The sequence below is a fragment of the Synechococcus sp. R8-2 genome, from assembly GCF_047461715.1.
In the GTDB taxonomy this organism is placed as follows: domain Bacteria; phylum Cyanobacteriota; class Cyanobacteriia; order Thermostichales; family Thermostichaceae; genus Thermostichus.
This window is the reverse complement of the sequence record NZ_JANSHQ010000357.1, coordinates 1-2,827: the sequence shown is the minus strand read 5'-3', so window position 1 is coordinate 2,827 and position 2,827 is coordinate 1. Positions and strand designations below refer to the sequence as shown.

General features: G+C 62.9%; 1 protein-coding gene. It reads right to left on the bottom strand.

Going from position 1 to position 2,827, the window contains the following annotated elements; genetic code table 11:
- A partial coding sequence (locus NW819_RS08960) for a tetratricopeptide repeat protein (protein WP_414413534.1) occupies window positions 1–2,793 on the bottom strand: 2,793 nt, incomplete at its 3' end.
- Between the last annotated feature and the right edge of the window lie 34 nt (window positions 2,794–2,827).

Below are 2,827 nucleotides of genomic sequence, written 5' to 3'. Positions count from 1 at the left end.
CAACAACAGAGAGCCGCGGGCCAAGCGGGCCATCCTGTGTTGGGGATCCCGCTGCAGCAGACGGTTTAGATCTTGCAAGGCCGCTTCGGTCTGACCCAACTGCTGCAGGGCTTGTCCTCGGTGCCACAGCGCTTCCCTGTGGTCAGGATCCTGCTGCAAAACCCGGCTGAGATCCTGAAGGGCGGCAGCCCAGTTGCCCACCTGCCCATGGGCCATGCCCCGTCGCAGCCAAGCCGTCCAGTCCTGGGGATCCTGCCGCAACACCTCGTCGTAGTCGGCAATTGCTTCTTGCCACCGGCCTAGCCGTCGGCACAACTCAGCTCGCTCTTGGCGCAGATCCCGCCGTTCCGGCTGCAAGCGCACCGCCTCGTTCAACTGCTCTAAGGCCGCCTGCAGATCTCCCGTCTGGATTTGGGCCCGCGCCAGATCTCGGCGGATATCCGCCTGGGCCACTGCCGCCCCCAGGGCCAAAGCCTGGTGGTAATCCTGGATGGCCCCCAGCCCATCTCCCAGAGCAGCCCGCACTTGGCCGCGATGGAAATAAGCCAAGCCCGACTGAGGATCCCCTTGCAGAGCTTGGTCGAAATCGGCCAACGCCCCCTGCCAATCCCCCAGCCGTTGCCGTGCCATACCGCGGCGCAGATGGGCATTAACCAGCAGCTCCGGCCCGCGTGGGATCCCAGGCCTCGCCGCCCACTGCAACACCTGCGAGAAGTCCTCACAGGCTGCCGGCCAATCTTCCCGCTCAACATGGAGTTGGCCGCGGTTGAGGTAGAGCTGAGGGTTCTGCGGATCCCGCTCCAGGGCAGCCGTGTAATCCTGCAGAGCCGCCAGGGGATCCCCCAGCAGCCAATGAATTCGCCCGCGGCTGCTGTAGGCACTGGCATCTTGGGGATCCAAAGCAATGGCCTGGTTCAAGTCGGACAAAGCCGCTTCGATGTTGCCCAAGTCCAGGTGGGCAATGCCCCGGTTGAGGTAGGCTTTGGCCATTTGGGGATCCAGCTCCAGGGCGCGGTTGAAGTCTGCCAGAGCGCCGCCGGGATCCCCCAGCCCCTGGCGAGCCAAGCCCCGGCAGAGATAGGCCCGCGACAGCTTAGGATCCAGGCGGAGAGCCTGTTCACAATCCGCCAGCGCCGACTCCAGGGCGTTGCTGCTCAGGTAGGCCATGGCCCGCTGCAAGTAGAGATCCGCCTGGGCTGCCGCCTCTGCCTCAGGTAGCTCAGTGGCCTCAGCAGACCGTAGGGATAGGGCCTGAGAAAAGTCTTCAACAGCCCCCTGGGGATCCCCCAACGCTTGCCGGGCCAGGCCCCGGTGGTAATAGGCTTTGCCGTGGCGAGGATCCAACTGCAGCGCTTGGGTGTAGTCCTCGACGGCCCCTTGCAAATCTGACAACTGGACCCGCGCCACTCCCCGGTTGAAGTAGGCTTCCCCGTCCTGAGGGTCCCGCTTGATCACCTCGGAAAAATCGGCTGCTGCCCCCTGCGCATCTCCCAGATGGCCGCGCACCACGCCGCGGTTGAAATAGGCCCGCACATCTTCCGGGTTGAGCTCAATGGCCCGCGAATAGTCTTCGATGGCCTGCTGCTGCTGATTGAGTTGCCGGTAAGCATTGCCACGGTTGTAGTAGGCCACCGCCCATTGTGGGTTGAGGCCGAGAGCCTGGGTGTAGTCGGCAACAGCTCCCTCGTAGTCCTCCAGCCGGTAGCGGGCAATGCCGCGGTTGAAATAGGCGCGGGCGTCCCCTGCCAGTTGAATGACTTGGGTGTAATCTGCGATGGCCCCTGCCAAGTCCCCACTTTTGTAGCGGGCGCTGCCCCGCTGGCTGTAGGCGCGGCTATTTTGGGGATCCAATTGAATGGCCAACGTACAGTCGGCAATCGCCCCCTGGAAATCCCCTTGGCGGGCTTTCTCCTGTCCGCGGGCCAACAGGCGCGTCACCAAAACCTGATCCACCGAAACATCGCCGAGCGTCGCCTCTTGGGGAAAAGGCAACAGGGGCCGCAGCGCCTCCAACACTTCAGCAGCGGACTGGAAGCGCTCTTGCCAGTGGGGGCAGATCAGGCGATCCAAAATCTCGGCCAGCTCCTCGCTGACCTGAACCAAATCCCGCCAGAGCAGTTGGCCGGTGCGGGGATCGTCCCGGATCTTATGGGGAGGACGACCGGTGAGGGCTTGGATGGCCAGCACCCCTACGGAGTACAGGTCGCTGCAGGGCTGGGGCTTGCCGTTGAGCTGTTCGGGCGCCATGTAGCCAACCGAGCCAATCACCGTCGCCAACTGAGTTTGGCCGGGGGCATGGCTGACCAACCGCCCCACTTCCTTGACTGCCCCAAAGTCGATCAACACCAACTTGCCATCGGCATCGCGGCGCATCAGGTTGGCCGGCTTGATATCCCGATGGACGATCTGGTGGGCGTGTACATGGCGCAGGATCTCCAAAATATCCCACAACAGTTTCAAAACCTCGGCCTCGCTCAGCGGCTTGCCCGGGATCAGCTCCTGGCTGAGATCATGCCCGGCAACAAACTCTTGCACCAAGTAAAAATCCTGATCCTGCTCGAAGTGGGCCAAAAGGCGGGGCACCTGGTCGAAGTGGTTGAGCCGGTTGAGAACCTTGGCTTCCCGTTCAAAGAGCTTGCGGGCCGTGGCCAACGTATAGGGATCCGTGGAGAGGGGGCGAAGGCGCTTGACGACGCAGGGGCTATCGAAGGTGTCTTGATCCACCGCCTTGTAGGTTACGCCAAACCCTCCTTCCCCGAGGGGATGGAGAATGCGATAGCGTCCCCTGAGCACACTTCCCGCTCTGATCTTGTCTTCCATGGCCAAG